The 467-nt window shown below is 73.7% G+C and carries 1 protein-coding gene; it reads right to left on the reverse strand.

The window, feature by feature from the left end:
* Nucleotides 1-98: 98 nt before the first annotated feature.
* Nucleotides 99-467, reverse strand: a 369-nt coding sequence (locus LPA54_RS37825; RefSeq protein WP_228984946.1) for an ABC transporter permease, incomplete at its 5' end; no start/stop codon positions are given.

A 467-nucleotide genomic window follows, 5' to 3' on the forward strand; every position in this document is an offset into this window, starting at 1 on the left:
GCGCCGGAGGGCCCCCGTGGACTCTCCGGCGCCGGTCTCCCCGCAACCCCCGTGTGCGGTGACCCTGAGGCCGCTTCCCGCCGGCCGCTCCTCGGCCGCTACTCGGTCGCGATGGCGTTCAGGACGTTCATCCGGCCCGCCCGGAACGCCGGGACCAGCGCGGCGAACAGGCCGACGAACGCGGATCCGGCGAACACCCCGGCGATGGTGGGCCAGGGGATGTCGAGGACCTTCAGGCCCTCCAGGGCGAGGAGCTGCTGGGCGGTGGCGCCCCAGCCGAGGCCCAGTCCGAGACCGAGCAGGGCGCCGAAGAGGGCGATCACGACCGACTCCATGCGGATCATGCGGCGCAGCTGGCGGCGCGAGAGGCCGATGGCCCGCATCAGGCCGATCTCCCGGGTGCGCTCGACGACCGACAGGGCCAGGGTGTTCACCACGCCCAGGATCGCCACGATGATCGCCAGGGC

The sequence above is a fragment of the Streptomyces sp. DH12 genome (genome assembly GCF_020873895.1).
Lineage (GTDB): Bacteria > Actinomycetota > Actinomycetes > Streptomycetales > Streptomycetaceae > Streptomyces.